Source organism: Novosphingobium sp. ZW T3_23, assembly GCF_044987305.1.
Classification (GTDB): domain Bacteria; phylum Pseudomonadota; class Alphaproteobacteria; order Sphingomonadales; family Sphingomonadaceae; genus Novosphingobium.
Map to the genome: position 1 here is coordinate 1 of NZ_JBJDRF010000030.1, position 25,919 is coordinate 25,919.

The 25,919-nt window shown below is 65.1% G+C and carries 26 protein-coding genes and 1 tRNA gene; 13 read left to right on the plus strand and 14 right to left on the minus strand.

Annotated elements, in window-relative coordinates:
* The first annotated feature begins 234 nt into the window (after window positions 1-234).
* From ACI3K3_RS15530 to ACI3K3_RS15540, 3 genes are all read left to right on the plus strand, one after another.
* Window positions 235-414, plus strand: a complete 180-nt coding sequence (locus tag ACI3K3_RS15530) for a hypothetical protein (RefSeq protein ID WP_404915209.1) — start codon at window positions 235-237, stop codon at window positions 412-414.
* A gap of 97 nt (window positions 415-511) precedes the next feature.
* Window positions 512-1,150, plus strand: coding sequence for a glutathione S-transferase family protein (locus ACI3K3_RS15535; protein WP_404915211.1), 639 nt, complete (start codon window positions 512-514; stop codon window positions 1,148-1,150).
* 119 nt (window positions 1,151-1,269) lie between these two features.
* A complete protein-coding gene (locus ACI3K3_RS15540; RefSeq protein WP_404915213.1) occupies window positions 1,270-2,334 on the plus strand; it encodes an AI-2E family transporter in 1,065 nt (354 codons plus the stop codon).
* 60 nt (window positions 2,335-2,394) lie between these two features.
* Here ACI3K3_RS15540 and ACI3K3_RS15545 read toward each other — a convergent pair whose 3' ends face one another.
* Window positions 2,395-3,027 (minus strand): DUF4198 domain-containing protein, encoded by a 633-nt coding sequence (locus ACI3K3_RS15545; protein ID WP_404915214.1) that lies wholly within the window; start codon window positions 3,025-3,027, stop codon window positions 2,395-2,397.
* A gap of 27 nt (window positions 3,028-3,054) precedes the next feature.
* On the minus strand, window positions 3,055-5,247 hold the full coding sequence (locus ACI3K3_RS15550) for a TonB-dependent siderophore receptor (protein ID WP_404915216.1): 2,193 nt from the start codon (window positions 5,245-5,247) through the stop codon (window positions 3,055-3,057).
* Between the two features lie 119 nt (window positions 5,248-5,366).
* Between ACI3K3_RS15550 and ACI3K3_RS15555 the strand changes: the two genes are divergently transcribed.
* The gene (locus ACI3K3_RS15555) at window positions 5,367-5,825 is read left to right on the plus strand and encodes a ribonuclease inhibitor (RefSeq protein ID WP_404915218.1); all 459 of its coding nucleotides are present in this window, start codon (window positions 5,367-5,369) and stop codon (window positions 5,823-5,825) included.
* A 54-nt stretch (window positions 5,826-5,879) separates the two neighbouring features.
* Here the strand turns inward: ACI3K3_RS15555 and ACI3K3_RS15560 are convergent.
* A tRNA-Ser gene (locus ACI3K3_RS15560) sits at window positions 5,880-5,969 on the minus strand.
* Window positions 5,970-6,123: 154 nt separating this feature from the next.
* Between ACI3K3_RS15560 and hspQ the strand changes: the two genes are divergently transcribed.
* Window positions 6,124-6,504 (plus strand): heat shock protein HspQ, encoded by a 381-nt coding sequence (gene hspQ, locus ACI3K3_RS15565; RefSeq protein WP_404915333.1) that lies wholly within the window; start codon window positions 6,124-6,126, stop codon window positions 6,502-6,504.
* A gap of 72 nt (window positions 6,505-6,576) precedes the next feature.
* Here the strand turns inward: hspQ and ACI3K3_RS15570 are convergent, their stop codons facing one another.
* Entirely contained in the window at window positions 6,577-7,467 is an 891-nt protein-coding gene (locus ACI3K3_RS15570; protein WP_404915220.1) for an ABC transporter permease, read from the minus strand.
* 95 nt (window positions 7,468-7,562) lie between these two features.
* Here ACI3K3_RS15570 and ACI3K3_RS15575 point away from each other — a divergent pair, with 95 nt between their 5' ends.
* The 3 genes from ACI3K3_RS15575 to ACI3K3_RS15585 all read left to right on the plus strand — a co-directional run bounded on the left by ACI3K3_RS15575 (window position 7,563) and on the right by ACI3K3_RS15585 (window position 9,682).
* Window positions 7,563-8,264, plus strand: a complete 702-nt coding sequence (locus tag ACI3K3_RS15575) for a GcrA family cell cycle regulator (protein ID WP_404915222.1) — start codon at window positions 7,563-7,565, stop codon at window positions 8,262-8,264.
* A 22-nt stretch (window positions 8,265-8,286) separates the two neighbouring features.
* Complete coding sequence (locus ACI3K3_RS15580) at window positions 8,287-8,994, plus strand: peptidylprolyl isomerase (protein ID WP_404915224.1); 708 nt, start codon at window positions 8,287-8,289, stop codon at window positions 8,992-8,994.
* Window positions 8,995-9,334: 340 nt separating this feature from the next.
* A complete protein-coding gene (locus ACI3K3_RS15585) occupies window positions 9,335-9,682 on the plus strand; it encodes a hypothetical protein (protein WP_404915226.1) in 348 nt (115 codons plus the stop codon).
* 113 nt (window positions 9,683-9,795) lie between these two features.
* Here ACI3K3_RS15585 and ACI3K3_RS15590 read toward each other — a convergent pair whose 3' ends face one another.
* The 7 genes from ACI3K3_RS15590 to ACI3K3_RS15620 all read right to left on the minus strand — a co-directional run bounded on the left by ACI3K3_RS15590 (window position 9,796) and on the right by ACI3K3_RS15620 (window position 17,136).
* On the minus strand, window positions 9,796-10,470 hold the full coding sequence (locus ACI3K3_RS15590) for a flagellar hook assembly protein FlgD (RefSeq protein ID WP_404915228.1): 675 nt from the start codon (window positions 10,468-10,470) through the stop codon (window positions 9,796-9,798).
* Window positions 10,471-10,482: 12 nt separating this feature from the next.
* A complete protein-coding gene (locus ACI3K3_RS15595) occupies window positions 10,483-11,895 on the minus strand; it encodes a flagellar hook-length control protein FliK (RefSeq protein ID WP_404915230.1) in 1,413 nt (470 codons plus the stop codon).
* Between the two features lie 126 nt (window positions 11,896-12,021).
* Window positions 12,022-14,121 (minus strand): flagellar biosynthesis protein FlhA, encoded by a 2,100-nt coding sequence (flhA, locus tag ACI3K3_RS15600; RefSeq protein ID WP_404915232.1) that lies wholly within the window; start codon window positions 14,119-14,121, stop codon window positions 12,022-12,024.
* Window positions 14,122-14,142: 21 nt separating this feature from the next.
* Entirely contained in the window at window positions 14,143-14,604 is a 462-nt protein-coding gene (locus tag ACI3K3_RS15605) for a helix-turn-helix domain-containing protein (RefSeq protein ID WP_404915234.1), read from the minus strand.
* Window positions 14,604-14,963, minus strand: a complete 360-nt coding sequence (fliN, locus tag ACI3K3_RS15610; protein WP_313433840.1) for a flagellar motor switch protein FliN — start codon at window positions 14,961-14,963, stop codon at window positions 14,604-14,606. Before fliN ends, ACI3K3_RS15605 begins: the two co-directional genes overlap by 1 nt.
* An 11-nt stretch (window positions 14,964-14,974) precedes the next feature.
* On the minus strand, window positions 14,975-16,585 hold the full coding sequence (fliF, locus tag ACI3K3_RS15615) for a flagellar basal-body MS-ring/collar protein FliF (RefSeq protein ID WP_404915236.1): 1,611 nt from the start codon (window positions 16,583-16,585) through the stop codon (window positions 14,975-14,977).
* A gap of 95 nt (window positions 16,586-16,680) precedes the next feature.
* Complete coding sequence (locus ACI3K3_RS15620; RefSeq protein WP_404915238.1) at window positions 16,681-17,136, minus strand: hypothetical protein; 456 nt, start codon at window positions 17,134-17,136, stop codon at window positions 16,681-16,683.
* On the opposite strand from ACI3K3_RS15620, the gene ACI3K3_RS15625 reads away from it, so the two are divergent.
* Window positions 17,110-17,451, plus strand: coding sequence for a hypothetical protein (locus ACI3K3_RS15625; RefSeq protein ID WP_404915240.1), 342 nt, complete (start codon window positions 17,110-17,112; stop codon window positions 17,449-17,451). The genes ACI3K3_RS15620 and ACI3K3_RS15625 overlap by 27 nt on opposite strands.
* A 142-nt stretch (window positions 17,452-17,593) precedes the next feature.
* Here ACI3K3_RS15625 and fliG read toward each other — a convergent pair whose 3' ends face one another.
* Window positions 17,594-18,622, minus strand: coding sequence for a flagellar motor switch protein FliG (fliG, locus tag ACI3K3_RS15630; protein ID WP_404915335.1), 1,029 nt, complete (start codon window positions 18,620-18,622; stop codon window positions 17,594-17,596).
* Window positions 18,623-18,727: 105 nt separating this feature from the next.
* Between fliG and ACI3K3_RS15635 the strand changes: the two genes are divergently transcribed.
* The 4 genes from ACI3K3_RS15635 (at window position 18,728) to ACI3K3_RS15650 (ending at window position 25,134) form a co-directional block, all read left to right on the plus strand.
* The gene (locus ACI3K3_RS15635) at window positions 18,728-21,472 is read left to right on the plus strand and encodes a hypothetical protein (protein ID WP_404915242.1); all 2,745 of its coding nucleotides are present in this window, start codon (window positions 18,728-18,730) and stop codon (window positions 21,470-21,472) included.
* 10 nt (window positions 21,473-21,482) lie between these two features.
* Window positions 21,483-21,908: a flagellar basal body rod protein FlgB gene (locus tag ACI3K3_RS15640; protein ID WP_404915244.1), complete on the plus strand. Its 426-nt coding sequence runs from the start codon at window positions 21,483-21,485 to the stop codon at window positions 21,906-21,908.
* A gap of 725 nt (window positions 21,909-22,633) precedes the next feature.
* Window positions 22,634-23,692, plus strand: coding sequence for an XRE family transcriptional regulator (locus tag ACI3K3_RS15645; protein WP_404915246.1), 1,059 nt, complete (start codon window positions 22,634-22,636; stop codon window positions 23,690-23,692).
* An 80-nt stretch (window positions 23,693-23,772) separates the two neighbouring features.
* Complete coding sequence (locus tag ACI3K3_RS15650) at window positions 23,773-25,134, plus strand: putative bifunctional diguanylate cyclase/phosphodiesterase (RefSeq protein WP_404915248.1); 1,362 nt, start codon at window positions 23,773-23,775, stop codon at window positions 25,132-25,134.
* A 73-nt stretch (window positions 25,135-25,207) separates the two neighbouring features.
* On the opposite strand, the gene ACI3K3_RS15655 is transcribed toward ACI3K3_RS15650, so the two are convergent.
* Together ACI3K3_RS15655 and ACI3K3_RS15660 are read right to left on the minus strand one after the other, a co-directional pair.
* Entirely contained in the window at window positions 25,208-25,630 is a 423-nt protein-coding gene (locus tag ACI3K3_RS15655; protein WP_404915250.1) for a flagellar biosynthesis protein FlgN, read from the minus strand.
* Complete coding sequence (locus ACI3K3_RS15660) at window positions 25,620-25,919, minus strand: rod-binding protein (RefSeq protein ID WP_404915252.1); 300 nt, start codon at window positions 25,917-25,919, stop codon at window positions 25,620-25,622. The genes ACI3K3_RS15655 and ACI3K3_RS15660 overlap by 11 nt, the downstream gene beginning before the upstream one ends.

Sequence of the window (25,919 nt, forward strand, 5' to 3'; positions counted from 1 at the left end):
GCCGGTGGCCGCAGAGGAAGCGTCACCCCCACCCAACCCCTGCGCTCCCCGGCGCAAGGCGCTCCTTCCGCCCGGCCTCCGGCCCCGATCGTCTCCTGGCGATCGGGGCCGGACCCTTTTTGGCAGGCCCATAGCAGCCCTTCCGGGCAATACTGAGCACAGGAGCCATTTCCCGTTTCGCGCGCTCTCCTATCGTCACGGTCGTTCAAGACCGGCAACCGCAGGAGAGAAGACATGAGCATCAAGGGTCAAGCAAAGGAAGCCGCCGGCTACGTGAAGGAAGAAGCCTTCGAGCACGGCACCTCGCCCGAGGCCAAGCAGAAGGCCCAGGAAGGCCGCGATCTTCGCAACGAGGGCCGCATCGAGGATGGCAAGGCTCCCAAGCCCGGCGCACCGGGCACCGACAAGCCCTGAGCCGTATAGGCTTCAAGGCCTAGGGTCAGAACCCTAGATGGGCGGCCGGGAAGGTTCCTCGATGGAGCTTCCCGGCCGCTCTTGCGTTCAATCCCCCATGATCACCGTCCATCACCTCGAAAACTCGCGCTCCCAACGTGTGCTCTGGCTGCTGGAGGAATTGCAGCTGCCCTACCAGGTGCAACGCTATCAGAGGGACGAGCGGACCATGTTGGCCCCGCCCCGGCTGCGCAAGGTCCACCCGCTCGGCAAATCGCCGGTCATCGTCGACCACACCGACGGGGCTTCGCCGCGCACGGTCGCCGAAACCGGCGCGATCGTAGAGTACCTCACCGAGAAGGCAGGCGGCAGGCTGGGCATCCCGGCCGGGCGCGAGGACGCCCTGCGCTATCGGCATTTCCTGCACTATGCGGAAGGGTCGCTGATGCCGCCCCTGCTGGTGAAGCTGGTGCTGGGGCAGGTTCCGATCTTCGGCCGGATGGCGCAGAAGCGGCTGCAACCGATGATCGACGTCCATCTCGACTACGTCGAACAGGAACTGGCGCAGCGGGAATGGTTCGCCGGCGACAGCTTCACGGCCGCCGATGTCATGATGAGCTTCCCGCTAGAGGCCGCCCATAGCCGCGCCGGGCTGGACGGATCGCGCCCGGCGACGATGCGCTGGCTGGAACGGATTCACGCGCGCCCCGCCTACCAGGCCGCGCTGGCCAGTGGCGGACCGTATAAATACGCCTGATCCGACGAAGCCCCCGCCATTCCGCAGATGGCCGAATTGACAGCCGGCGACTGGCCGGAGCAAAGCGTAGCGCGGCGCGTTTCGATGCGTGACGATTTCGACAGGGGCAGTTTTCAGATATGACCATCAACCGTGCGCGGGTCGAGAGCGGGGGCCTGATCCTCTTTCTGGCCGCGATCACCATCGCTCTGACCCTGGTGGTTTCGAGCTTCATCGGCGCGCTGCTCTGGGCTGCACTGGCCGCGCTGCTGTTTCAGCCGCTGTTCCAGCGCTTCCTCGCCCGCTGGCCCGAACGGCGCAACCTCGCCGCCGCGCTGACGTTGCTGGTGATCGCAGTGGCGGTCGTGATCCCGGCGCTGGTCGTGACCAGTCTGGTCGTCGAGCAGGCCGCGGGGGTCTATGCCCAGATGCGCGATGGCCAGATCGATTTCGCCAGGTACTTCCAGCAGGTTCATGACGCCCTGCCCCTGCGCCTCCAGAACATGCTCGACGGGTTCGGTTTCAATTCCTTCGAACGCGCCCAGGCCCGCATCAGCGAGGCCGTAAGCAACAGCGTCAGCATAATCGCCAGCCGCGCCCTCGCGATCGGCGCCAATGCCGCAGCCTTCCTGCTCGCCTTCGGTGTCGGCCTTTACGTCACCTACTTCCTGCTGCGCGACGGCGAGCGGATCGGCCCGGCCATCGTCCGCGCCCTGCCGCTGGAGCAGAGCGTCGCCAAGCGCCTGGCGGAACGCTTCGCGACGGTGGTGCGAGCGACGATCAAGGGCAGCGGCCTCGTCGCCCTGGCGCAGGGCGCGCTGGGCGCGGTCACCTTCTCGATCGTGGGCCTTCCGGCGGCCCTGCTCTGGGGCATGCTCATGGCGATCGCGGCGCTGTTGCCCGCCATCGGGCCGGCAATCATCTGGGGCCCCGTCGCGATCTACCTGCTGGCGACCGGCGCGATCTGGCAGGCGGCGGTGGTGGTCGGTTCGGGCGTGCTGGTGATCGGCCTGGCCGACAACGTGCTGCGGCCGATGCTGGTCGGACGCGACACCGGCATTCCCGACTGGCTGGTGCTGGTGACGACGCTGGGCGGAATCGAACTGATGGGCCTTAGCGGCATCGTCGTCGGGCCGCTCGCGGGCGCCCTGTTCATGACCGGCTGGAAGATCATGACCGAAGAACGCGTCGGCCACGAAATCTAGCGGAAGACGGAAACGTCGCGGCGGGGTCACCCACCGCGACGTTTCCGAATGCTGCGAGGCTCAGTCCACCACGAAGCTGGTGGTGGCGATGCGGTGCAGCACGGCCACCTTGCCCACCGAGGTATCGAACGCGCCCTCGTCCTTTTGCGAGGCCGTCAACAGATAGCGCCCCTTGCCCAGCATCGGCACGGTGACGGCACCCTTGGCATCGGTCTTGATCGACTTCGTCCACTTGTCGGGCGAGATCACCGTGACGGCGGCATCGGCCACAGGCTTGCCGTCGCGCACGACCACGAAGCTGTCTCCACCCGCACGGACGGGAGCGATTTCGAACGGCATGACCGCGCGCGCATCGGCGCGGCCGGCGCGCGCGTAATAGGCCACCGCTTCCTTCTTGCCCTCTTCGCCCCAGGGCTGGAACACGCTGTCGTCATGGGCGCGGACATCGCCTGCCGGCACCGCGACCTCAAGGTAGCCCGCCTTGCGCGCCATCGCGGCCGTGCTGGCGGGAACCAGCTTCGGTGCCTTGAGGTGGTCGAACTCCGGATCGCCACCGGCAGGCAGCGGTTCCGCCGGTTCGCCGAGGTAGATCCGGGCGGGACCGGCGCCGTCGCGCTCGATCCAGACTTCGTGGGCCTGCGCGGCCGGGGCCAGAACGGCCAGCAGCATCGGTGCCAGATATAGTGCCTTCATGTCATCCTCCTGTTTGACGAGCGGAACTCAAGGGTAGGCGAAACGGAGCGTGGCGAACACCGTGCGCGGCGTGCCGAAGTAATTGCCGCGACCGGTGGACGAGATACGCGCGTAGTAGGTCTTGTCGAGCAGGTTGTTGACGTTGACCGAGAGCGAGATCTTCTCGTCGAACTCGTAGCCCGCGCGCAAGTCCACGACGGCATAAGCGCCCTGGCGAACGATGGAGGAGCGCGTCACCAGCGTCCCCGCCGCGTTGAACACCGCCGGATTGCCGCCATAAGTCGAACTGAACCAGGTCAGTCCGCCGCCCACGCTGAAACCGGCCAGGGCCCCCCCCGGAGCCTTGTAGTTGGTGAAGACCTTGACCGAGTGCTTAGGAATGATCGGCACCAGCGGCAGCCCTTCGAACTGCGCATTGGCGTCTTCCAGATATTTGGTGCGCGTGAAGCTGTAGCCGCCGTTGATCCTCCAGCCGGGCAGGATCTCGCCCGCCGCCTCGGCCTCGAAGCCCCGCGCGCGCACTTTGCCGATCTGGAGCACGACGGTGGCGTCGTCGGGATCGTTGAACAGGCGGTTGGTCTGCTCGATCTGGTATGTCGCCGCGCTCAGCAGCAGGCGATCGTCCATCAGCGAGAGCTTGGTGCCCACCTCGTACTGGGCGCCGAGCAGAGGCTCTATCTGCTTGCCATCGGGGCGGCTGCGACCGGCAGGAGCCGCCTGGGGGCTGAAGCTGTCGGCATAGGAGGCGTAGAGATTCCAATCGCGCGTCACATCCCAGACCAGTCCGGCGTAAGGCGTGAAGCGGGCCTCGATCGAATATCCGCCCTTCTTGCCCAGCACCGGAAGCAAGGTCTGGGTATCGGTATCCCACCAGGTCAGGCGCCCGCCACCGATCGCGGTCAGGCCCTCCACCGGGTTAAAACGCAGCTGACCATAAGCGCCGAATTGCGCGACGCGCGTGTCGCTGGCGCCGTAATTCTGGGTCACCGTCTGCCCCGTGCCACCCTGCACCGGGTAAGGCGGCAGCGGCCCATAGGGATCGAGCGGCGGCTCCAGCGGCGAGACGGGATTGTAGACGTCGATCTTCGCGTAGTTCGACAGACGTGTGAAGTACGACTGATAGGAACTGTCTTGGTAATCGACGCCCAGGATCAGCGTATGATCGCGCCCGAACGCGGGGAAGCTGCCGACGGCGTTGAAGTCGAACGAATGCGCTTTCATGAAGCTGTCGCCGCGATAGGCGATGTGGTTCGTCACCCCGTTGGTCGCGGTGATCGGCTGGTTGCCGATATAGCTGTAGATGTCGACGCGCTCGACGTCGGTGTAGAGCCCGCTCGCCCGGATCGTCCAGCGATCGCTGATCTCGTGCGTCACGTCCGCGAAGACCGACCAGATATCGGACCGGAAGCGGTTCCAGTCGGCACCGAGGTAGGTGGAACGCGGAATGTCCAGCAGTTGCCCGTCGCTGCCGTCGAGCCCACCGATGATGCCGGGCAGACCCGACTGGATCGCCGGCTTGAAGCGATCGTAGGTAGCACCGAAAGTGAACGTCGTGCGCTCGCCGATGTCCACTTTGCCGACGCCGAACAGGGTCAGGCGGTTACGGTGCGCCACGTCGAAGAACTGGTCCTGGTCCTGCACCATGGCCCCTGCGCGCACTGCCACGCCCTTGGCGATCGGCGCGGAGATATCCAGTTCGCCCCGGAAGTTCTGATAGCTGCCATAACCAAGCGAACCCTGGAGCTTCAGCTCCTCCAGCGGTCGCTTGCGGACGAGGTTGATGCTGCCGGCCGGATTACCCGACCCGCTGAACAGACCCGCAGGTCCACGCAGCACTTCCAGGCGATCGTAGGAAAACAGGTCCGGCACCACCGCCGGGAAACCGAAAGACAGTGTCGGCGTGCCGTCGATCAGGTAATTGCTGATCGCGAAACCGCGCGACATGTAGGAAGGATCCTCGCTGCCCACGCCGGTGACGGTGATGCCCGGCGTCGCCGTAAGCGCGTCTTCGAGCGTGAACAGGTTCTGCGCCTGGATCTGCTCGCGATCGACCAGCGTGACGGTGTTCGGAATATCCTTGAGCGGCGTCACCGTCTTGCCGACTTCCTCGCCGTAGCTCTTGCCGACGACGACGATTTCAGGACCGCGCTCGCCTGCCGCCTCGGCCTCTTCCGCCATTGCGTAAGTCGGGCACAGGCAAAGCACGGCCACGCCAGCCATGCCGGCGCTATTCAAAAGTCTGGTTTTCAAGATGTCGCTCCCTGATTCGCCGGAGCCGATACCGCATAATGCTATCGCAAGTCACTCTCATTAAGTCACGGCACGCAACTTCTTCGTGGGTGCGGCACCTTTCCCTGCCGGGACATGTTACGGGAAACACAAAAAGCAAAACGGAAGACCCGATGGAACAGCGACAATTCGAGATCGAGGGCAGCCGAATCATCGATATTCTCTCGTTCTACGCTGAGATCAACCGGCTGCTCATGGCCGATGAAACCTGGCAACTCGCCGAAAGCCTCGACGCTCTGAACGACGTCCTCTACGGCGGCTACGGCGCGATCCAGGGCAAAGAGCCGGTTCGCATAGTCTGGAAAGACATGCCCGCCACGAAAGCCGCCCTGGGCCGCGCCGCGACATCGGCCTTTCTGAAAGCCAGACTTGCCACGCGAACGATGTTCAACGGCAGACCGATCGTCGATCAACTCGCAGCGATGGAGAATGGCGAAGAGGCCACCTACTTCGACGTCATCATGGAAGTGTTTTCAGAACACCCCAACATCGAGATCGTCGCGGCATAATCCGCGGGAGTTTCGTTCGGTGAGTAGAATGGCGATCGCAGCAGATCAAGCTCTTGGCGGAGAGGGTGGGATTCGAACCCACGGTACGGTTTCCCGTACACTGCATTTCGAGTGCAGCGCATTCGACCACTCTGCCACCTCTCCGCTAGAGATGCGATAGCGATGGAAGGTCTCCATCGGGTCGGGAAGCGCGCCGATAGCCCGGCTTGTGGGACTTGCCAACCCCCTCTTTTCAAAAAATGGGGATTGTCCACAAGGCTCGCTTGTGGGCACCTCGCGGGAAACCTATATTTCAAGCATGAACAAGGCGTCTTTTTTTTCCCCGGCGGCCGGTCGCGTCATCGATGCACCGCGCGAAACACGCGCTCGATTCGGGATCGGGGATGTCGTTCGCCATCGAAACCATGACTTTCGGGGCGTGATCTTCGATATCGATCCCGTGTTTGCCAATAGCGAGGAATGGTACGAATCCATCCCGCTCAACGTTCGGCCCAAGCGCGACCAGCCGTACTATCACCTCCTCGCCGAAAACGAGGATTCCAGTTACGTGGCCTATGTCAGCCAGCAGAACCTGATGGCGGATGCCGAGGGCGGTCCGGTCGACCATCCTTCGCTGTCGCAGATCTTCGATGATTTCGACGATGGTCGCTATCATCTGCGGCGCGGCCTGACGCACTGAAATAGCCCAAATACTGAAAAACCCCGGTCGGATGGTCCGTCCGGGGTTTTCCTGTGTCGTCTGGCGAGCGGGTCAGCCCTTGAGCTTCCAGCCCGTTCGCAGGACCATGTAGACGATGCCGGCAAGCACGAGATCCAGCAGCCCCATTCCCAGGGCGCTATGCAGCACGGCCATGTTGGTATCGCCGATGTCGCTTACGCCCAGGAAGCCGAAGCGGAAGCCCGAGATCACATAGAAGAACGGGTTCAGGCGGCTGATCACCTGGAAAGCCGGCGCGAGGTTGTCGATCACATAGAACGTGCCCGAGAGCAGCGAGAGCGGCGCGATCACGAAATTGGTGACGGCGGCGTTATGATCGAACTTCTCGGCCCAGATCGAGGAAAGCAGGCCGAGCAGGGAAAGGAAGATCGAGCCGGTCAGGCCGAACCACACCACGGCCCAGGGGTGGGCCATGGACAGGTTCACGCCGGGCCACAGCAGCATTGCCGCCGTCAGCGCAAGGCCGACGAGGACCGCGCGAGTCACGGCCGCGCCCGTCATCGCCAGCATGAGTTCGCCTTCACTCAGCGGCGGCATCAGATAGTCGATGATCGTGCCCTGGATCTTGCCAGCCAGGAAAGAGAAGCTGGCGTTGGCGAAGGCGTTCTGCATCATGCCCATGACGATCAGGCCCGGCGCCACGAAAGTCGCGAAATTGACGCCGAGCACTTCGCGGCCCCCGCGTCCGAGCGCCACGGTGAAGATCACCAGGAACAGCAGGGTCGTGATCGCCGGTGCCCAGATCGTCTGGGTCTGGACCTTGAAGAAGCGCCTGACCTCCTTCATATAAAGGGTCTTGAGCCCCTCCCAGTTCACCTGGTGGATCAGGGGTTCTCCCTTAGCCGGGAACTGGCGGGCCGAAATCGCGCCGGGAGAGATCCCGTCGGAAGACGGCAGTTCGGTCGAATTCGTTTGATCGGGCATGGACCGGCGAGTATCGGCTGCGGCTTTCCAAGGCAAGCCGCGCCACGGAATTTAGGGGCGATTCTCATGTCGTCCGGTAACGAGATGGAACACGAATGAGCTGGACGGACGAGCGGATCGAGAAGCTGACCAAGATGTGGGAGGGCGGTGCCACCGCCAGCCAGATCGCTGACGAGCTTGGCGGCGTGAGCCGCAACGCGGTGATCGGCAAGGCGCATCGCCTGGGCCTCAAGGCTCGCCCTTCCCCGGTGAAGGCCAACGAAAAGCCTGCGCGCCCCGCACCCGCGCCCAAGAAGCCCAAGCCGGTGGAAGCCGCGCCTGCCGCGCCGGCACCCAAGGTGGAAGCTCCGGTGGTGCGGGCCGCCCCGCCGCCCGCCGCCGCGCCTGCGGCGCGCGCGCCGGAACCGGCCGCTCCGGCTGTCGCGGCCGACGATGCCGCACCGCCTGTCACGCCCCGTGGTCCGCGCGTGGTTTCGGTCGGCCCCGGCGGCTTCCTGCGTCAGGGCCCCGGCGATCAGCAGCAGCCGATCCCGCCCGCGCCGCCGCGCCGCCTGGTGCCGGCCAAGCCGAGTGCCGAGATCGCCGACAAGACCAGCCTGCTCGATCTGAACGATCGCGTCTGCCGCTGGCCGATGGGCCATCCCGGCGAACCCGACTTCCACTTCTGCGGAGACAAGGTGAACCCCGGGTTCCCCTATTGCGTCGAGCATTGCGGCCGGGCCTATCAGGCCCAGCTGCCGCGCGGCGCCCGCCGTCCTCCTCCGCCGCTGCCGTTCGGCGGCCCGCGGGTCCGCTGATCCCATGAACAAGGCGCGGCGCATGGTTCCGGCAATCCGGCTCCTGGCCGCGCCTCTTGTTATTGCTTTCTCGGCAGCTGTCCCGGCCCTGGGCCAGGATAGCCCGCCAGCTTCGGCTGTGGCGACAGTTCCGGTCGAGCATGTCTATGTGGCACTCACCACCAGCGCCGGCGTCATCGTGCTGGATCTCGACAAGACCCACGCTCCGCTGACGGTCGCGAACTTCCTCAAGTATGTGGACGGCAAGCGCTTCGACGGCGCGAATTTCTACCGCGCGATGCACCTTGATTGGGGCGATCAACCGAACGGGCTGCTCCAGGGCGGCCTCCAGGGCGTGAACGTCCTGCCGCCGGTGGCCCATGAGCCGACCAGCGCGACCGGCATCAGCCACAAGGCCGGAACGATATCGATGGCGCGCTTCGCACCGGGTAGCGCCACGGCCGACTTCACCATCATGCTGGGCGACATCCCCTCGCTGGATGCCAAGCCCGATTCCGATAACCCGGACCTGAAGGCAGGCTTTGCCGCTTTCGGCCATGTCGTCTCCGGGATGGACGTGGTGCGCAAGATCTGGGACGAGCCGCGCTCTCCCACCAAGGGCGATGGCGTGATGAAGGGCCAGATGCTGGATCCGATGGTGAAGATCGTCAGCGCCCGCCGGATGGCCGCCCCACCGGCTCCCTCACCGTCGGTTCCTACTCTGCCCGCACCCGCCCCGATCGCGCGCTGAAGGCACGGCCTTCCTGACGGAGCCCGTTTCGGGCTTCCCCTTACCAAGAGTTCATCCCTGAGCGAGCGTTAGCAGCCGGGCGCAACCGGCTTTTCCAGCAGGGTTGAGGCAATTCGATTATCTTGTAATTTCAACGTCGCACTTGGTGCCTATTTCCTTCCCAGCCCCCCCTGCGGGCGGCGGTAAGAGAAGATTTACTATGTTTCCGATGGAATAAGGGAAATCCCTTAGTTGGTCCTGCTGACTCGGCCAGCCATTGCATTTGCAGGGGTTGCGTAATTACCTCTCAGGTCCGGGGGCACGGACTGTATATTCGGTTCGATGTACTATTGAGAGTGCGATGATAGAAAATTTACCTTTCAATTGCGCCGGCGAAGCCGGTCCCAATGTCGTTTCGCACGAAGAATTCTGGTTTTCGCTGAAGGTAAGGGTCGATTCCACGACCCAGCTTTGGCAGGCCGCCGCGCTTCGCTGCATGAGCCATTCGGACATGTCCTATGAAGACGTGGACGAACTGATCGGCCCCATCGACGATCCGTCGATCGCGGACTGCCTGATGGTCCTGGCCCTGCCGGACCGCATACCCGGCTGCACGCGCCTGGACGTGGCCCTTCAGGCCTCTGAAAGCCCCGGCCTGGTGACGATGACCGGCAGCAACGACTGTCGCAGCACGGTGGGCCTTTCCTGAACGTAGTTCGCCCCTGAACCGCCATCGCGGTTCAGGGGCGAACTCTATCCGGATCGGAAGCAGGCCGTTCATCCCGGCCCGATGTGATCACCCGGCCGGGAAGAACGTGGATCTCAATCGTCGGTATTGGTGCCGGCCGCAGCGATCGCGACAAGGCCCGAAGCCGACATGCGGATGCCGTTCACGCCGAGCATGATGTTGGTCCCGTCGGTCACGACATCGCTGACGACCGCGACCGAATTGATCGTGGTGTCCAGCTTGTCACCGGCAGTATTGGTGGCCTCCACCGAAAGCGTATAGGCGCCGTTTTCCGCCTTCGTGCCGTCCGCCTTGGTGCCGTCCCACTTGTAGGTGCCCTGGCTGGCCGGATCGAGCGTGACGGTGTTCACCACCTTGCCGGCGGAATCCTTGATCGTGGCAGTGAGCGCGGACGGCGTTCCGTCGACGTAGTAGGTCCACTGGGCCGGAGCATCGCCCAGACCCGCCACCGGAGAGTCAAAACGCGCCTCGCGGCCGATATAGTTCGACGCGGCCGACATCTGCTGCGATGCCAGCTGGCCGAGGATGTCGCCCAGCTTGCCGGTCTGCTGGATCGACTGTTCCACCTGCGAATACTGCACCAGCTGCTGGGTATATTCGGAAGTGTCCATGGGATCGAGCGGATCCTGATGCGTCATCTGCGTCGTCAGCAGCTTGAGGAACAGGTTGTAGTCGGCCAGCAGGCCCGAAGTGGATGCCGCGGTCTTGTCGGTCGTCGCCGTGGACGAAGTGCCTGAAACGGTTGTCATTGTGCTACTGCCTTATGCCATGAGATCGACATGGCCGCTGCTGCGCAGGGGCCGATAGATCGGGTCGTCGCTCCCGCCGAAGCCATCTGAAAGGCCGCCTTGGGACTGGTGCCCGGCCTGATGCTGACTGTTCTGGTCGCCCTGCCAGCGCCCGCCGCCCTGCCCGCCGGACCGGCTGTCGAAGCGCAGGGACTGGCCGTCGGACCGGACCCCGGCATCGGCCAGGGCGCGGCCCAGATCCGTGCTTTCCCGGCGCAGCATGTCCAGCGAGGACGCGCTGTCGGCCGAAACGACCGCGCGCAGGACGCCGTCGTGATCGAAGGAGAGCCGCACGTCGATCCTGCCCATGTGACGCGGGTCGAGGCGGATGAGCAGATCGTCGCTGCCCTTGTCGAGAGCGCGGGCGATCTCGACGCCGATGTCGTTGCCGAACTGTCCCTCCTGTACGGAAACCGTGGCGCTCTGCGCAGCGGTCTGCGGCGCCGGTGCGTAAGGCAGGGCGGCCGGACGGCTGGCGGTGCCCGTCAGCGTCTGGGTGAACAGCGGCGTGGACAGGTTGGCGTCGGTAGGAGAAGAGCCCTGATCCGGGGCAGCGTCGGCGGCACCGGCAGCAGTGGCCGTCGTCGCCTGGCTGCGCGGGGCCGATGCCTCCGGTGCGGCCTTTTCGAAGGCAGCGGAGGCGGCACCAGCCTTCGCGGACTTGGCTGAAACCTTGCCGGCGGCCTCGCTCTTGTCCTGGGCGGTATCGCCGGCGGCACCGTCGTCAGCGACGTGCACGGCCTGCTGGCTGACCGCGAGTTGCGGTTGCAGCGAAGCGGCGGGCGCGGTCTGCGCGGTTTGCGGCACCTGCACCTGAAGGACCGGAACGATATCCGACGCATCCGCCTCACCGTGCTTGGCGGCGGGAGCCTCGGCATCGTCCGAAACCTCGTCCACGACGACGGCCTGGGTTTCTCCCTCGGCATCGGCGCTTTCAGGCGAGGCGGCCTGCTTGACGAGTTCCGACAGCAGTGGCTGCCGTGCGGCGACCTTTGGCTTGATATGCTCGGCAACCGGCGCCTCGCCGGAGCTGCCCGCGCTCTCACTGGGGACGGCAGATTGCTCCTTGCCCACCGGCTTTGCATCGGCGGCAGGGGCCTCTGGAAGCGCGGGCTCCGGCGCGGGATTCTGCGCGACCTGCGGCAGCGGGGCCATCTCGCCCGTCAGGGTGTCGGCGGCGGTTGCCGGCATGACGGCCGGATCGGAAGCCGCCGCCTGCTCCGGGGCCGTCGAGCCTCCCGAGGCGGGGGTCTTTGTCGGCGCCAGCCGGGCCGCGCCGAGCAGCGACTGGAACGATCCCGCGGCGGCGTTCACGCCTTTCAGGGCACCGGCCAGACTGTCGGCCGCCGACGCGGGGGAAGCTGCGCCGCCAGCAGCAGCGGCCATCGGAAACAGGGAATTCACCGAAACCGGCATTGCAAGACGTCTCCCGGCCGACGAACAGCGGCCATCATGTCATCATAGAAGGATTGCGACCCGGCCGGTCGGCGATCCGGGCATTTGCGGCCATAATCAGCCGACATTTCCCAGGCTGCGCAGGCGGGCGCGCGGATGGATCTCGTTCTGCGACAGCACCACCGTGGCCGGGCGCACGCGCTCGATGATGGAGCGCACGAAAGGCCGCAGCGGCGGGCTGGTGAGCAGGCAGGGAATCTCGCCCTGCCCGGCCAGCCGGTCGTACGTATCGCGCACGGAACCGATGAAGGCCTGGAGCTGCGAGGGCGCCATGGCGAGGTGGCGATCGTCGCCCTGCCCGACGATGGCCTCTCCGAAGGCCTCGTCCCATTCGCCGCCCAGCGTGACGATGGGGATCGTCCCATCGAATGTCTGCTGCGCCGAAATCTGGCGGGCGAGCCGGGCGCGGACATGCTCCGTCACTTGCGTGAGGTTGCCGGTCATCGCCGTCGCTTCCGCCACGCCTTCGAGGATCGTCGGGATGTCGCGGATCGACACGCCTTCGGCCAGCAGGTTCTGGAGCACGCGCTGCACCCCGGAGATGGAGATCTTGGCCGGAATGAGGTCCGCGATCAGCTTCTCGGTTTCCTTGTGGACTTCGTTCAGCAGCTTCTGCGTCTCGCCGTAGGAGAGCAGGTCGGCGATGTTGTCCTTGACGATCTCCGTCAGGTGGGTGGTGACTACAGTGCCGCAATCGACGACCGTCAGGCCGCGGAAGCCCGCTTCCTGGCGCATGTCGCGATCGATCCACAGCGCCGGAAGCTGGAACACCGGCTCCTTGGTGGGTTCGCCGCGAATGCCGATGTCCTGACCGCCGGCGTTGATCACCAGCAGCTTGCCGATGCGCAGCTCGCCGCGCGCGATCTCCGTCTCCTTGACGAAGACGATATATTCGTTGGGCAGCAGCGCCATGTTGTCCAGAATGCGGACGGAAGGCAGCACGAAGCCGTAGTCGATCGCCATCTGGCGGCGCAGCGCGCGGACCTGATCGTCCAGGCGCGGCTCGGCCTGGGCATCGTTGATGAGCGGCAGCAGGCCATAGCCGAGTTCGATGCGCAGGGCGTCGATCGCCAGGGTGCGCGAGATCGGCTCCTCGGCCTGCGCTTCCATCTGCTGCTGCTGTGCCATTGCCTCCTGCATGCGCTCCTGCGCGGCATTGGCCTGCGCCTTGCGCGCCATCGACCAGGCACCCCATCCGCAGAGCCCCGCCATCGCCGCGAAGGGGATGAACGGCAGGCCCGGCATCAGCGCCAGCACGCCCATCAGCACCGCGACGATACCGAAGGCCTTGGGATATCGGCCGAGCTGGTCACCCAGCGCCGCACCGGTCTTGCCGACGACGCCGCCCTTGGAGACGAGCAGACCCGCTGCCGTGGAGACGATCAGCGCCGGGATCTGGCTGACCAGGCCGTCGCCCACGGTGAGGATGGTGTAAGTGGTGAAGGCTTCCCCGAACGGCACGCCGTGGATGGCGACGCCGATGATCAGGCCGACCACGATGTTGATCGCGGTGATCAGGAGACCGGCGACGGCATCGCCCTTCACGAACTTCGAGGCACCGTCCATGGCGCCGTAGAAGCCGCTCTCCGCCTCGATTTCGGCACGGCGCTCGCGCGCCTGCGTCTCGGTGATCGTGCCGGCATTGAGATCGGCGTCGATCGCCATCTGCTTGCCGGGCATCGCGTCGAGGCTGAAGCGCGCCGCCACTTCAGCGATGCGGCCCGCACCCTTGGTGATGACCACGAAGTTGATGACGATGAGGATCGAGAAGATGGTGAGGCCGATGACGGTCTCGCCGCCCATCAGGAACTCGCCGAAGGCCGCGATCACGCCGCCTGCCGCCTGGTGCCCCTCATGCCCGTGGCCCAGGATCAGGCGCGTCGAGGCGAGGTTGAGGCCAAGCCGCAGCATCGTCACGATCAGCAGGATCGTCGGGAAGCTGGACAGTTGCAGCGGCTTCTCGATGAACAGTGCCGTCATCAGGATCAGCACCGAGGCGGTGATCGACAGGGCCAGGCCCATGTCGAGCAGCCAGCCCGGCATCGGCAGGATCAGCATGCCGATGATCGCGCTGACGCCCAGCGCCAGCGCAAGATCGCGGCTGGGGCCGAGGCGCGTCAGGAACTGGTCCAGCCTTTGAGAGACGATTGCGTTCATCGGGTCACCGGGTGCCTAGAGTCAGTGATGGCGGATCAGGCCGGGCGGCACGGCAACGCCGTCGGACAGGAACGTGCGCAGCTTGTTGCGCATGGTCCGGACCGAAATGCCCAGCATCGAGGCCGCATTGGTGCGGTTGCCCCGGCAATGTTCGAGAGTCTTGAGGATCAGTTCGCGCTCGACGTCGGCAATGTTCTGGCCGACGAGTTCGGAAACCGCCATGCCCACCGAAGGCCCGACCGAAAGCGTCTCCCCGGCCCGCTCGCCGCGCAGGCGGGACAGGACGTCCTCCAGGTTCACGGCGATATCGACGACCACGAGATCGGCACGCGCGCGGTGCCAGTCCTCCAGCACGGTGGAACTGGCGGTCCCCACGGCGATGCTGGCGGGCGAACCGCGCACCATTTCCACCGCCAGACCCATCGCGTTGCCGAGATCGCCCACCAGCATCAGCCGCGTGGGATCGTGTTCGGATGGAGGCATCATGCCTCCTGCCGGACGATTTCGGTGAGCGTGATGCCCAGCGTGCTGTCGATCAGCACCACTTCGCCGCGCGCGATCAGGCGGTTGTTGACGAAGATGTCCACCGGCTCGCCCACGCGGCGGTCGAGTTCGACCACCATGCCGGGCTTGAGCCGCAGCAGGTCGCCGATGTCCATCCGCGACCGGCCGAGCACGGCCTGGACCTTCACCGGCACGTCGAACACGGCCTGGAGATCGTCCGGGGTGGGCGGCGTGGTGGGGCGCGGCGGGATCGCCTGCTCCTCGAAGTTGCCGTCTGCGGGAATTTCGTCGGACAGGTGAGCAGGCGCCAGTTGGCGCGGCTCGAGCTCGTCGCTCATGGTCATACCTTTCAGCTGTTCATCCATTGACGGATTACGGATGCGGATTCTGCGGGACTGGCCGAGATGGCGTCACCGATGCGGCGCAGGGCGGAGAGCTTGATGCGCCCGTCCACTTGCGCCAGCGCGATTTCCTGATCGAGCATCTCGCCCTCGGCCGCGCGCTTTTCCTCAAGCTGGCGCATGGCCTCTTCGTCGCCCTCGGCGGCGCGCTCGTTGAGCGCCATGAGTTCGGCGTCGTCCGCGGTCAGGCGCTGTTCCACCACGCCCTCGACCAGTGGCGGCGGGGCCAGCTTGGGCTTGAGCATCTTGATGGCGAAGAGGATCACGCCGCCCACGATCAGGACCTTCAGAACGTCGAAGATGCGCTCCCAGGTCAGGCCGAAGGGCAGGCCGCCGGCCGCGCCGTCGAGGTCGGTGGGCGCATTGAAGGCCATGTTCTCGACCACCACGCTGTCGCCGCGTTCGGCATCGAAGCCCACCGCGTTCTCGACCAGTCGCTGGAGGCGCTGGACCTGCGGCGCGGGCAGTCCCTGCGGGCCGCCGTCCACCATCACCGCAACCGTCAGGCGCTTGACCTGCCCCGGCGTGCGGACCGCGACCTTCTGGGTGCGGCTGTTCTGGTACGTGACGTCTTCCGATGTCTCGTTCTGGGCCGAACGGCGCGCGTCGCCGCCATTGCCGTTCACATTGCCCTGATTGTCCGGCAGTTGCGCGCCGACCGTCACGCCGTCGGCACCGGCGGAGTTCTCGTCGCTCTGGTTGCTGGACTCGACCGTGGTCTGATGCGCGATGACCTGGGTGTCGGGATCGAAGACTTCCGATTCCTCGCGCACCTGGTCGCGTTCCAGCACGGCGGCGACTTCGGCACGGACTTTGCCCTGGCCGACGATCGGCTCGATCATACCCTCGATTTCGCTGCGCAGGCGCGCTTCCACGGCGGTCTGGCGGTCTTCGAGGTTGCCTGCCCCGGCATCGCCGCCCTCGCCCGCCCGCGCCAGCAGCGCGCCGGTCTGGTCGACGATCGAGACGGCCTCGGGATTGAGATCGGGAACGGCGGACGCCACGAGGTAGCGGATCGCCTGGATCTGCTCACCGGAAAGGCGCCCGTTGGTCTTCACGGTAACGGAGGCGCTGGCCTTGCGCGGTTCGGTCTCGAACATCGCACGCTCGGGCATGACGACGTGGACGCGGGCCTTGCTGACTTTTTCGAGGCTCTCGATCGAGCGGACCAGTTCGCCTTCGATGGCGCGGGTCTCGTTCAGCTTGGCGCGCGAGGAGGAAATGCCGAAAGGCTCCTCCGCATCGAGCACTTCATAGCCGATCTTGCCGCCGAGCTGCTCGGACGCCATCGACATCCGCAATTGGGCAAGCTTGTCGACCGGCGCCATGACGGCAGTGCCGTCTGCGGAGATCTGGAAGGGAACGTTCTGCCCCTTCAGCTTCTCGGTGATGGACTGCGCCGCCGACGGGTCGAGATCGGTATAGAGATAACCCATCTCCGCCGTTGGCGTGCGAAAGGCCATCCATCCCAGCCCGGCCAGCAAGGCAAGGGCCACGCCGCCCATCAGCAGGGCCCGGCGGGGGCCGATCTGCTCGATAAAGTTCCGCAACGGGTTCAAAAGTCGCCTCTTGTGTCAGCGGCGTCACCCCCTGGTGTCGCCCCTGACATTATAGGATAAGAAGCTAGGCAACTCTTGCCGGGAACAGGAAAAGTTTACGCGGCGTCGTCCGGGCCGGTTGCGGTTCCCAGAACACCGGCGAGTTCGGACATGACGGCGGCGCGGCGCGATGCGGCGTCCACGTTGAGGCCGCCTTCCGCCCAGCCGATATGGGCATCGCCGAGCGGCAGCGCCTCGTCGTCTACCACCACGATGGACATCGAGCGGCGCTCGCGCGCGCGGCGATCCTCCACCAGTCGCTCGATATCCTCGCGCATGGCGGGATTGGCGCGGATCGACAGCGCCGTATCGCGCGCAACCTGATCGAGCGCGCGTGTCAGCGCCTCGTCGATGGCACGTGCGGGCTGCGCGGTGATGGCATGTCCGGCCAGCAGCTCGGCGGCCTGGAGCGCGATCGCCCCGGCTTCCGCGATCACCTGGTCCATCACCGCATCGAAGCGGCGCTCGACATCATCGATCGAGGCATGAAGCGCGTCCGTGGCCGCCAGCATGGCTTCCGCCCGCTCGCCCCGTGCCTGCTCCAACCCCGCCTCGAAGCCATCGACGCGGGCCCGCGCGAGTTCGGCAACGTGGTCCTCGTGCAGGCGCTCGATCCGGGCCTGAAGTTCCTCGACATGTTCACGCAACTCGTCGTGTCGTCGCTCATCGACGGCCGGCTGCTCACTGGCAGGGAATCGAAATATCCTGTCGAAACCGAATGGCTGAATGGTCATGGGATCCTCCATCATCGCCGCACCCTCGGAATTCGCACGACCTTCCGGCCGATCGCCGCGGAGATTGCACCGCGACGTGTGAAACAGTTCTGAATCGTTCAGCCGATACGCCATTGGCTTCCCCAAATGGCAAGCTCGCGACAATCGCCGCGAGCGCACCGGATACCGGAATCTTTCCCGTCCGCCCAGCCACTTGGCCTGTACGAACGGAAGTTTAAACAGGTCATCGCACCGATCAATAGATCATCGCATCGTCGCTCTTGGGATCGACCAGCATGATCTCGCCGCGATCGCCGAGCGACTTGGCCAGGCGTACCAGCGCGGTCTGCGCTTCCTCGCATTCGCGCGCGCGGACCGGGCCCATGGCGGCCATGTCGTCGCGCATCAGCTTGGCGGCGCGCTCGGTCATGGCGTTGAAGAACAACTTCTTCATCTCATCCGGCGAGCCCTTGAGCGCCAGCGCCAGTTCGCGCTTGTTGCAGTTGCGCACGATCGTCTGGATCGCGCCCGGCAGCAGGTTGCCCAGATCCTCGAAGGTGAACATGAGCGCACGGATGCGCTCGGCCGATTCCGGCGCCTTTTCGTCGAGAGCGCCGAGCATGGCTTCCTCGGTCGAACGATCGAGCGCGTTGAACAGTTCGGCCATGGTCTCGTGCGGGTCGCGGCGCTGGGCGCGCGACAGGTTGGTCATGAACTCGCTCTTGAGCGTCTGCTCGACCTGGACGATCACGTCCTTCTGCACCGTATCCATCCGCAGCATGCGCATGACGACGTCGGTGGCGAACTCGCGCGGCAGTTCCGACAGCACGCGCGCGGCATGATCGGGACGCAGCTTGTGCAGGATCACCGCGACCGTCTGCGGATATTCGTTCTTGAGGTAGCCCGCGAGCACCGCCTCGCTGACGTTGGACAGCTTGTCCCACATCGTGCGACCGGAAGGACCGCGAATGTCCTCCATGATTTCCTTGACGCGATCCGCCGACAAGATGCCTTCGAGCAGCCTTTCGGTGGTCTCGTAGGAGCCATGCAGCGACGCCATGCTCGACACTTCGCCCGAGAACTGCACGAGCAGATGCTCGACCACGACCGAGGGCACCCGGCCAAGCTGGGCGATCGTCGAGGACAGTTCCTTGATCTCGTCGGTGTTGAGCTGCTCCCAGATCGGACCACCGTGGTCACGCCCGAGCGCCAGCATCAATGCCGCAGCGCGCTGCATTCCCGAGTATTTCTTGAGTTCCGGCGGCTCAACCACCGCGGCCATCATCGTCACTTCGATACCCCCGAAAAATTGCTCGATCCCGCACGGTCTGGGCGCTGTTCCCTCTATTTATAGGAGGAAGGCGCGTGCCGCCACCCGATGGAGACAGAATTGGCGATAAATTTAAACAATGGGTTGATCGGCCTGTCTGTTCTGGGCGGCACCAGTGCCTATTCCGCGCTTTCGACCTCGCTGGCCACCCTGGACAGTGCCGCCGTCATGAAGGCAAAGAAGGCGTTCACCCTCGCCGTCCCGGAAACCACGCCGCCCTGGCAGGAGGATGCCGACACCCGCCCGGTGAGCAGCCAGATCCAGGCCATCAAGAAGATGCTGTCGATCGTGGACACGACCAAGGACAGCAACCTGGAAGACCTGCCCGACGTGCAGACCGCCTTCACCACCTACAAGGCGCTGGACAGCCTGCGCATCCTGGCGGAGAGCGCGGCCAAGGCCACGACCTCGTCGTCCGAACGCGCATCGCTGCAGAAGGCCTTCGCAAAAGGCCTGGCGGATCTTCAGACTTATCTGGGATCGGCCGCAACCGACCTGCTCAGCATGAATTTCGGGACGCCTTCCAGCGTTGCGACCACGGTCGGCACCAAGCCTGCCGGTATCACCACCAAGATCGCCGGCGAAGGCGTTTCCAAGACCCGCGACGCGGCAATTGTCGGAATGACCGGCAGCGAAGTGCTGCAAATCAAGCTCACGCGCGGCACCTCGTCCGAGACGGTCCAGGTGGACCTGTCGCAGACGACGCAGCCACCGACGCTCGATTCGGTCGCCGCCGCCATCAACGCGGCCATCGGCGCCACCCAATCGACGGACGCCAACGGCAATCCCCTGGTCGATGCGGACGGCAACCCGATCAGCAAGTGGAAATCCTCTTTCACCGTCGAGAAGAACGACGGCAAATGGGGTCTGGTCTTCAATCCCAGCGGCATCGAAAAAGTCGCCATCGACCAGGTCGGCGCCGAGGACGCGCTGATCATCGCCAGCGGCGAGACGGCGAGTTCCGCGCCCACCGCGGCCCGCATCTACCGGGTGGAGGATCTTGAAGGCTCGCTGTCCTGGCAGCGCCTCAACAAGATCAACGCCGTGGACACCGCCGCGACGGCAACCGCGAAAGCCGCCGCCGCCGCGCGGGCCGCTTCCACCAAGACCACGACTACCAGCTCCACCGATACCACCGAGCCGGACTACACCGTCGCCGCCGCCACCCAGGCCCGCGCCGTGGTGACCGACGCCGAAGGGTTCAGCTACGTCGTCGGCACGACGGCGGGCGATCTCGGCTCCAACCTTTCGGACGGCGCCAACGACCTGTTCCTCACCAAGGTCGACAGCGAAGGCAAAGTCGTCTGGCAGCGAAGCCTCGGCGCGGCAGGTACGGCCGAAGGCGCGGCCGTCACCATCGGTGCCAATGGGGATATCGTCGTTGCCGGCACCGTGAGCGGCGCCTTTAGCAACAGCGACGATAGCCAGACCGACATGCTCGTGGCCCGCTTCAATGCGGCCGGCAGCGAACTGTCCAGCACCGTGATCCGCCAGGTCGGCAACGAAACCGCCAGTGCCGTGACGGTTGGCGACGATGGCAGCATCTACGTCGCCGGCAGGGCATCCACGGGCGGCGGCGACGCCTTCGTCGCTCGGCTGGATGCCACCGGCAAGCTGCAGGAACGCCGCATCATCGACAGCGGCGGCTCCGATTCGATCTCGTCGCTGGCGATCGACGGCTCCGGCAACCTCCTGGCGCTGACCAACGAGAAAGGCGTGTCTATCGTCCGCCGGCTCGACGCCTCCTCGTTGAGTACCGACCTCGGCTCGATCTCACTGGGGAACGTCACCGCCCGCGCCATCGCGGTGTCCGACAGCGGCGAAATCGCGGTGGTCGGCTCCACCAGCGCTCCCGCCAGCGGCACCCAGGTCAATGGCATGAGCGGCGGGCAGGACGCCTTCGTCACCCGGATCGACGCGGGCCTGACGACAGCCTCCACCACCTATATCGGCACGTCCGAGACCGACCAGGCCGACAGCGTGGCCTATGTCAACGGCACGCTCTACGTGGGCGGCCGTACCGCCGGAGCGCTTGACGGGACCAAGTCGGGCACCGTGGACGGCTTCGTTGCCCGCATCGATTCCGCCAGCGGCGAAATCGAGAAGATTTCCCAATGGGGCCTCCCCAGCGGCAAGGCCGAACCGGTGAAGATTTCCGTCGCCACGGGCGGCTCCACCGTGCTCGGCGCGCTGGGCCTCAGCCGGGGCACGATCAACCAGCAGGAATCGACCACGCTGACCTCGCAGACCAGTCTGCGCGCCGGGGATCAGTTCACCATCCGGGTCGATGGCGGTGCCACGCGCACGATCACGATCGATGCGGAAGAGACGATGGCGACGCTGTCGCACAAGATCTCGCGGATCACCGGCACCAAGGCGACGATCACCACGCCCAAGGTGGATGGCGAAACCACGCTGCGCATCCAGGTCAAGTCCGGCTTCAAGATCGAGTTGGGCGCCGGCGCGGACGGCAAGGACGCCTTGTCCAAACTCGGCATAGACCCGGTCCGGCTGGTCGCGTCCAAGACGCCGGTGAAGGATGCACCGAAAGTGACGCCGGGCGGCGTCTACAGCCTCAATCTCTCGCTTTCGCTGAGCCTGACCGACGCCAAGACCGCCGCCGCCGCGCTTACCAAGGTCACCGGCGCGCTTTCCATGACCCAGTCCGCCTATCGCTCACTCTACTGGGATGACGGCAAGGCCGCGCAGGTGAACGGCACGCTCGCCACCGGTGCCGGGTCTGCCTACCAGCAGAAGCAACTCGCCAACTACCAGGCCGCCCTGTCGCGCCTTTCCGGTTCCTGAGGTAATTTTCATGTCATCTCTTCCTCCTATTTTCGACGGCATGGGCCAGGCCATGAAGTTCATGGCCGGCCACCAGCGGGTGATCGCCGAGAACATCGCCAATAACGAGACGCCGGGGTTCAAGGCCCGCACTATGGAGGCGCCGGACTTCTCCTCGCTCGTTTCGCAATATGGCCAGGCGAACGGCGCGCCCCGCGTGTCCCGTCCTCGTGTCGAACTGTCCGGCGGCATGACCGCTCTGGGCGCGAAGCCGCCTCAGGCGGGCAGCCACATCGTGCTGGACAGCGACACCACGGAAACGAAACCTGACGGCAACAACGTCACGCTTGAAGATCAACTGCTTAACCTCGGTCAGGTGCAGGCCGATTTCGCGGCCATGACCAATCTCTATCGCAAGCAGATCGGCCTGATGAAGGCAGCGCTGGGTCGCGGCTGACCTGACGGTCAAGGCCTGCCGCAAGCCGTCAGGTTGCGCAGGTAGGTTTTCAAGGGGCCGCCGTCCTTCGCGGACGCGGCCCCTTTATTTTTGCGGATAGCGTCCGCGTGCCGGGCGCGGTTCTACCTCTTTAGGATTAGCTGAACGCCAGGCCAATACCGATAGCCGTAACGCTTCGGCAAATGCTGCTGCGTTCAGCCTGGCTTCAAGTTGCCCAGTGCTAATCCTAAAAAAGAGAAAAGGGGATTCTGATAGGAGGAACCAGACAGCGTCGAGAACGTTCTGGCTACAACCTACTTAAGTTTCAGCTTCTTAAATCGAATATCACAGGCAGGTCCTTGCCCGCCCGGATACTCCAAAGCAGGAGGAAATTTTTTCCTGCAATGAAGCTGAAATTTCCCCGAAACACGACAAGAGTACCCGTTATGGTGCAAAATAGGAAGGATACTGGTGGAAGTTATTGCCGCCCTTTACGATCCGACCCACTTTGGTACGATATACATAATGGATTATTGACCAACCGTCCGTTCCATGGAACAAAATCCACATCCACAGCTAAATTAAGAGCCTCAATGACCCAAAAACCGCTTGGATCGCATAAGCGGACTGGGAAGGCGCTTGCCACGGCGCCGACCGCTATCGAGATCGATGCCTATCGCACGCTCGTCTTTCCGAACCGCATCCGGAAATTTCGCAAGCAGCTGAATATTGGATCACTGCTGGAGTTGTCGGATAAGCTTCCGACAATCACTTATATTCGCCTGTCGAAGATCGAGCGGGGCGAAATATTCTCCCGCGCGGCAGAACTGCGGGACATTGCCACCGCGCTGGGCATCGATCCGGAAGAACTGCTGATCGACATCGACGATCCGGAGTTCGACATCGCCGCCTGGGCCGATCCGCTCCACGGAAACGATCGCACCGATCCCGAAGCGGAACGTTTCGCGGTCCTGCTGGCAGCCGCGTTGCGCAACCGGCGCGGGTCGGATGACGCACTGACGATCGCTGCGCTGGAACAGGAATATGGGATTGCCCCGGTCATCCTCTCCAGGATCGAAAACGCGCTGAAGCCTTACGATCGCTGGAACGACGACGTTCGCGGATCGCTGCGCCGTCTTTTCGCCGCTTCCAGCGACGCCGATCTGATCGCGATCGTTCAGGATGCGCACCAGCGCGGGGATCTCGACGCAGCGCTGCCGCTGGTGGCCAATCCCGAGCTTCGCATCGCCAAGTCCCGCGCCCGCATCGCAGCTCTTCGCGACGAGCTGCGCCAGGGGCAGGACGCCGTTTCGCCGCCCGCCGGTAAGGGCATGCCGCATCCGCTGTTCGATCGAGGCCCTGCAAAGCCTAAGACCGCAGCGCCGGAAGCCAAGCCCGCCCCGGAGAGCGCGTCCCTCGAAGCCGCGCCCCCCGAAGCCGCTCAACGCCTGCTACCGGTCTATGGCAGCCCCCTTCCGGAAGGCCTGATCGCGCGCACTCCCGCCGGAGACCAGGTGGAAGCCCCACGCAATGCCGGGCCGCGCGCCTACGGCCTGCGGCTTGGCCGTCCCACACTGGGCGCCGGACTGCCGGGGCGATCGATCCTCATCGTCGATCCCGATCGGTTCCCTTCAGCCGGTGGCCTCGCCGTCGTCACCGAAGGCGAGGGTCTGCGCGTGCTCTCCGTAACGCTGGACCGCCATGGCCGCATGCTCGGCTATAGCGAGAACCCGGATCTGGAAGTGGCGATCGACGAACGCGATCCGGCCGACCTGGCCACCGTATTGGCGGCTGTTTTCGAATAGATGACAGCAATTGACATGTCGCCCGGACCGCAGTCCCCGCCGGTGCGATATAATGGGGTGTCAGACGTCCGGAAAGCACGATGCGCACACCCAGACCGTTCAAGCCGAATGGAGAGCGGCCCCCGCCGCGATCCACGGCCCGCCCATCGGCACAGCGCGTCGCCCCCCTGCGGGTAGCCCCGCTGCGCCTGATCGAGCAGGCCCTGCAAGACCTTCGTTCCGGGCATGCTGTCGGCAATCCCGCCTCTTCGCTGCACGCCGGTCCGGTTTCGCTGCTTCTGGTGAATCTCGATCGCTTCAAGCTGGTCAACGATCTCTGCGGCCATGCCTCCGGCGACTTCCTCATCCACGTGGTGCACGAACGCTGCACCCGCTTTCTGCCCGCTTCGCAGGTGGTCCATCTGGGGGCTGACGAGTTCGCGCTCCTGCTGCCTGACCGGGCGGCTCAAGCCGCCGCCGAGCAGATCGCCGGCCAATTGCTCAAGGCCATCGCGGAGCCTGTCAGCCGTGGCCGCCATATCGTCCGCCCAACCGCCTCGATCGGCATCGCGACCGATCTGCCTGGCGACGATCCCGGCCCGGAACTGCTGCGCGGCGCCTCGATCGCCCTCTCCCACGCCAAGGAGGCCGGCGGAGATTGCGCGCGAAGCTTCGTCCCGGAGATGCTGGCCCACCTCGTAGACCGCGCGGCGCTGGAAGAAGATCTGCGCGGCGGCTTGCAACGCGGTGAACTCGTGCCGCATTACCAGCCCATCGTCGCCCTTCCCTCCCGCGAAATCGTCCGCTTCGAGGCGCTTGCGCGCTGGCATCACGCCCGCCAAGGCCTGCTCGGCCCGGACTGCTTCCTGCCGCTGGCAGAGGACGTCGGCCTTGACGACGAACTGCTCTACGCCATGTTTCGACAATCCTGCCGGGACGCCCGCGGCTGGGACGAGGGGATCGGCCTCTCGCTCAATCTGGCCCCGCGACAGGTCTGCGATCCCGGTATCGCCGCGCGATTGCTGCGCATCGTCTTTGCCAGCGGCATTCGGCCGGGCCGGATCACCGTGGAAATCACCGAGAACGCATCGGTAGAGGACGTCGAGGCGGCACAGGCGACCCTGGCGGCGCTGCGGGAAGCGGGCATCGGCGTGGCTCTGGACGATTTCGGCGCCGGCTACGCCAGCCTCGCCCGGATCTGCGCGCTGCCGCTGGACATGATCAAGATCGACCGCACCCTGGTCCAGTCGCTCGACAGCGATGCGGGGTGCAAGTTGGTGAAAGTGGTCGCCGATCTGGGGCGCAGCCTCGGGATGCCGGTGACCGCCGAAGGCATCGAAACGCCGGAGCAGGCGCTTCGCCTCCAGGAGCTGGGATGCGCTTTCGGGCAAGGGTATCTGTTCGGCCGCCCTGCCTCCGCCGCCGACACCGCCGCTCTTCTGGCGCTGGGCACCTCCCTCTAGAAACGATGAAGGGCTCCCGGCGATCGTCTCGCCGGAAGCCCTTCACGCCTTGCAGCCCCCCGCAATCAGGCAATCAGTATTCGGTGTTGAACGAGATCGGCGTCGTCAGGTCCAGGCGGGCGATGTCGCCTCTCGCCCCATAGGTATAAGTGCGATTGCCCGAGAGCCGCTTGGCTTCGCTGGCGATGGCGCCCATCATTTCCATCGACAGGTCGATCTGCCGCTCCAGCAGCGCCGAGTTCACCATCGACGCCGCGCGCAACTCGCCGAGCGCTTCGGCCAGGCGTTCCCGCGTCTCGTCGTCCATCTGTTCGGTCCATGCCGGATCGAGGCGATTGCGGCGCGCCAGCACTTCCTCAAGCGAGGCCACCAGCCGCGTCTTGGCGGCCGCTAGTTCGGCCAGGTCGAGCGCGCGCTCGCGCCCTTCCAGGCGCTCCGTTTCCTCGCGCATGACCATCGAGAGCGAGGTCATGATCTCGATCAGTTCATCGGGCATGGCCGCTGCCTCCCTGCAGGCGGATGATCTGCGCTTCCACGGCCGAGGCGATCCCCAGCCCCTTACCCTTCGCGATCTGGTTGCCGATCTGCTCGGCCAGCACGCCGCGGAACATCTCCTCGCCGTGGCCGCCGTTGAAGTCTTCGCCCTGTTCGACGGTCTCCAGCATGATCTTGGTGATCTGCCCGGCGAAGACGCCTTCGAAATCGCGCGCCACCTTGGCGGGGCTGCGGTCCGGCGTTTGGACGACGGGGCGGGAAGGAAGCGAGGGAAGAACCGGATCTGCCAT

Excerpts from the sequence above, each read along its gene's own strand:
- ACI3K3_RS15530 (WP_404915209.1), top strand. The coding sequence starts at position 235 with ATGAGCATCAAGGGTCAAGCAAAGGAAGCCGCCGGCTACGTGAAGGAA.
- hspQ (WP_404915333.1), top strand. The coding sequence starts at position 6,124 with ATGAACAAGGCGTCTTTTTTTTCCCCGGCGGCCGGTCGCGTCATCGAT.
- ACI3K3_RS15650 (WP_404915248.1), top strand. The coding sequence starts at position 23,773 with ATGCGCACACCCAGACCGTTCAAGCCGAATGGAGAGCGGCCCCCGCCG.
- ACI3K3_RS15575 (WP_404915222.1), top strand. The coding sequence starts at position 7,563 with ATGAGCTGGACGGACGAGCGGATCGAGAAGCTGACCAAGATGTGGGAG.
- ACI3K3_RS15590 (WP_404915228.1), bottom strand. The coding sequence starts at position 10,470 with ATGACAACCGTTTCAGGCACTTCGTCCACGGCGACGACCGACAAGACC.
- ACI3K3_RS15625 (WP_404915240.1), top strand. The coding sequence starts at position 17,110 with ATGAAGCGCGTCCGTGGCCGCCAGCATGGCTTCCGCCCGCTCGCCCCG.
- ACI3K3_RS15550 (WP_404915216.1), bottom strand. The coding sequence starts at position 5,247 with ATGGCTGGCGTGGCCGTGCTTTGCCTGTGCCCGACTTACGCAATGGCG.
- ACI3K3_RS15655 (WP_404915250.1), bottom strand. The coding sequence starts at position 25,630 with ATGCCCGATGAACTGATCGAGATCATGACCTCGCTCTCGATGGTCATG.
- fliN (WP_313433840.1), bottom strand. The coding sequence starts at position 14,963 with ATGAGCGACGAGCTCGAGCCGCGCCAACTGGCGCCTGCTCACCTGTCC.
- ACI3K3_RS15580 (WP_404915224.1), top strand. The coding sequence starts at position 8,287 with ATGGTTCCGGCAATCCGGCTCCTGGCCGCGCCTCTTGTTATTGCTTTC.
- ACI3K3_RS15545 (WP_404915214.1), bottom strand. The coding sequence starts at position 3,027 with ATGAAGGCACTATATCTGGCACCGATGCTGCTGGCCGTTCTGGCCCCG.
- ACI3K3_RS15595 (WP_404915230.1), bottom strand. The coding sequence starts at position 11,895 with ATGGCCGCTGCTGCTGGCGGCGCAGCTTCCCCCGCGTCGGCGGCCGAC.
- ACI3K3_RS15540 (WP_404915213.1), top strand. The coding sequence starts at position 1,270 with ATGACCATCAACCGTGCGCGGGTCGAGAGCGGGGGCCTGATCCTCTTT.
- ACI3K3_RS15620 (WP_404915238.1), bottom strand. The coding sequence starts at position 17,136 with ATGCTGGCGGCCACGGACGCGCTTCATGCCTCGATCGATGATGTCGAG.
- ACI3K3_RS15660 (WP_404915252.1), bottom strand. The coding sequence starts at position 25,919 with ATGGCAGATCCGGTTCTTCCCTCGCTTCCTTCCCGCCCCGTCGTCCAA.
- ACI3K3_RS15535 (WP_404915211.1), top strand. The coding sequence starts at position 512 with ATGATCACCGTCCATCACCTCGAAAACTCGCGCTCCCAACGTGTGCTC.
- ACI3K3_RS15640 (WP_404915244.1), top strand. The coding sequence starts at position 21,483 with ATGTCATCTCTTCCTCCTATTTTCGACGGCATGGGCCAGGCCATGAAG.
- flhA (WP_404915232.1), bottom strand. The coding sequence starts at position 14,121 with ATGAACGCAATCGTCTCTCAAAGGCTGGACCAGTTCCTGACGCGCCTC.
- ACI3K3_RS15570 (WP_404915220.1), bottom strand. The coding sequence starts at position 7,467 with ATGCCCGATCAAACGAATTCGACCGAACTGCCGTCTTCCGACGGGATC.
- ACI3K3_RS15585 (WP_404915226.1), top strand. The coding sequence starts at position 9,335 with ATGATAGAAAATTTACCTTTCAATTGCGCCGGCGAAGCCGGTCCCAAT.
- ACI3K3_RS15605 (WP_404915234.1), bottom strand. The coding sequence starts at position 14,604 with ATGCCTCCATCCGAACACGATCCCACGCGGCTGATGCTGGTGGGCGAT.
- fliG (WP_404915335.1), bottom strand. The coding sequence starts at position 18,622 with ATGATGGCCGCGGTGGTTGAGCCGCCGGAACTCAAGAAATACTCGGGA.